We start from the raw sequence: 2,914 nt of genomic DNA, 5'->3' as shown, positions 1-2,914 counted from the left end.
GCCAGCCGCAGGCGAGCGCGAGGGCCGCCGCGGCGAGGCCCGCGCCGAGGGCGAGGCGCACCGGCGCGCCGAACCACAGCGGCACCCGCCAGGGCACGGACCTCACCGCGGCCCCTTCCGTGTCGGGCCTCCTCAGGTGCCGGAGGCCATGCGTCCGCCGACCGGCGCGCGAGCGGGACGGCGGGCGGCGCCGCGGACCGCTCCGGGAAAACACCGGCCGGAGCAACGGGGTTTCCCGGATGTGCCGGGGACGCGGCGGCGGGCAGAATGGAACGGCGCCGGGCGTCCGCGGGCATCGGCCTGCGGCGACGTCTCGACGGCACGAGCGGTGCCGTCGACGTCACGCAATGCGACCGGTTTCGCACCGTCAGTCTTGCCCACCGCGCCCGCCGGCGCGAGGGCCCGTTACCCGATTGATGCGCGGGGCCTTCTGGGACGAACGAGACAGAACAGGAACGGACGTTCCAGGACGTTTATCGGCCCATCCGGATAGATCAGTACCCCCCCGGGGGTGGCCCCCCAGTAGGGCGGGCTCAGCGGGTCTCGGCGGCGCGCAGCCAGGTAAGGACGGCGAGGACCCGTTTGTTGCTGTCCTGGGGGCCGGACGGGCCGCCCGTCGAGGTGATCCCCAGCTTGGTGAAGATGGCGCGGACGTGGTCCTCGACGGTCCGCGCGGACAGGTGCAGCCGCTTGCCGATGCCGGCGTTCGAGTGGCCCTCCGCCATCAGCGCGAGGACCTCCCGCTCGCGCTCCGACAGCCGGGACAGCTCGTGCTCGCGGTGCCGGGCCTCGACGAGCCGGCTCACCACGTCCGGGTCGATGACGACCTCGCCGCGCATCACCCGCTCCAGCGCGGAGCGGAGGTTGTCGACGTCGGTGACGTGGTCCTTCAGCAGGTACCCGACGCCCCGCGGCTGGTCGCGGAACAGCTCCATCGCCTGCGGGGTCTCGTTGTAGGCCGACAGGACGAGCACGCCGAGCCCGCCGTGCCGCTCGATGAGGCGCCGCGCGGCGAGGACGCCCTCGTTCGTGTACGTCGGGGGCATGTGCAGGTCGACGATCGCGACGTCGGGCGGGTCGCCGGCGACGCGGGCGAGCAGCTCGTCGCCGGACGCGGCGGACGCCACGACGTCGATGCCGACGGTCGTCAGCAGCGTGACCAGCGCCTGCCGGAAGATCCCGCTGTCCTCGGCCACGGCTACTCGCATGGCAGGACCACCCTCACCGTCGTGCCCCGGGCGGGATCGCCGTCGACTTCCACGTGGCCGCGCAGCGCCCTGATCCGTCCGGACAGCCCGGCCAGGTCGGCGGCGGGATCGCCGGGGCTCCCGCCGTCGTCGCTGACCTCGGCGACCAGGCGGCGGCCGTCGGGGCGCACCCGGACCGACACGCAGGTCGCCCGCGCGCGCTGGACAGCGTACGACAGCGCCTCGCACAGCACCGCGAAAAGCGTCGTTTCCATCTCCCGGGGATAGCGGTCGGGCGCCACGTCCAGCCGGACGCGGGTGCCGACCCGCTCGGCGACGACCTCCAGCGCGGGACCGAGCCCGGCCTGGGCGAGCAGCGCGGGCTGGACCTCGCGGGCGAGCGCCCGCAGCTCGCCCAGCGCGGCCTTCAGCTCGCGGCGGCAGGTGCGCGTGTGCTCCTTCACCGCGGCGTCGCCCGTCACCGCCTCCAGCGTGCCGAGCATCGCGCCGAGCGCCAGCAGCCGCTGCTGCGCCCCGTCGTGCAGGTCGCGGGCGAGCCGCTCGCGCTCCACGGTCTCGGCCCGCACGAGCCGCTCGTAGGCGGAGCGGACCTGCTCCAGGTTGGCGTGGACGGTCGCCTGGAGCCGCGCGGTCTCCAGCGCGCGGCCGCCCGCGACGAGCGCGGCCTCGACGAGCGTCCCGTGGTCGCGCAGCGCGCCGCCGAGCTCCACGATCGCGAGCGGGTCGCCGGCGGCGGTCAGCACCTCCCGCCGCCAGCGGCCCGCGGCTTCTCCGGCGGGACTCCCGCCGGGCTCGATCGCGACGGGCCGTCCCTCCGTGTCGACGTAGACGCCCTCGTCCGGGGCCCAGAACCACAGGTGCAGCGTGGGGTCGTGCAGGACGTCGCGCAGGGCGTCGCGGACGCGCTCGACCGTTACCGGCGCGGTGAGGCGCAGCATCCGTCCCGCGACGGTCAGCTCGGCGAAGCGGGCCCGGAGCCCGGACGCGAGGAGGGTGAGCGGGACCAGCACGACCACCGCGCCCTGGATCGCGTAGACCTTGAGCAGCTCGTCGAGCGGGACGGACGCCTGCATGACCGGCTTCTGGGTCAGCGCGGCGGCGACGCCGACGACCATCACGGCGAGCGTCACCGGCAGGGTCAGGACGCGCTTCAGCCGTCCCATCCGCGGCAGCCGGAGCAGCAGCACGATCGCGAACGTCAGCGCGAGGACCACGTACAGCCCGGTCGAGACCTCCAGGACGACGCGGAACACGTCGAGGTCGGGGTACAGCGCGGGCCACCACACCGACCCGCCGCGGAACGCGGCCCACTCCGGCTCGGAGAAGACCCACATCCCCGTCGGGCAGACCACGAGGACGACGCAGGCGGCGACCGCCCAGACCTTGTCGGGCAGGTACTCCAGCCGCCCGGTCGGGTACAGGAGCATGCCGACGCTGAGCGCGAGGTAGAACTCGGCCTGCGCGTACGGCGAGAGCATGGGCCAGACGCCCGCGTCCCAGCTCGCGAACCAGTTCACGGCCCAGGCGAAGGACGCGAAGACGAGCAGCCGCCCGGTGCGGCCCGCCCGCCCGCCGGTGGCGAGCAGGACGCCCTCCGCCGCGAGGGCGGCGCAGGTCACCACGGTGACCGCGGCGGCGATCCGGTGCGCCTGCCAGTAGGGCCAGCCCGCGGCGAGCGCGAGCGCCGCCGCCGCCAGCCCGGCGAC

Annotated in this window: 2 protein-coding genes; both read right to left on the bottom strand. The window is 75.1% G+C overall.

Going from position 1 to position 2,914, the window contains the following annotated elements; translation table 11 throughout:
* Nucleotides 1-533 precede the first annotated feature (533 nt).
* Nucleotides 534-1,208, bottom strand: coding sequence for a response regulator transcription factor (locus E1300_RS48860; RefSeq protein ID WP_131764063.1), 675 nt, complete (start codon nucleotides 1,206-1,208; stop codon nucleotides 534-536).
* On the bottom strand, nucleotides 1,199-2,914 hold a 1,716-nt coding region (locus E1300_RS48855), incomplete at its 5' end, for a sensor histidine kinase (RefSeq protein ID WP_131764062.1). The genes E1300_RS48860 and E1300_RS48855, both read right to left, overlap by 10 nt.

The sequence above is a fragment of the Actinomadura fibrosa genome, assembly GCF_900659615.1.
Classification (GTDB): domain Bacteria; phylum Actinomycetota; class Actinomycetes; order Streptosporangiales; family Streptosporangiaceae; genus Spirillospora; species Spirillospora fibrosa.
This window is presented reverse-complemented; position numbering and strand designations above follow the sequence as displayed.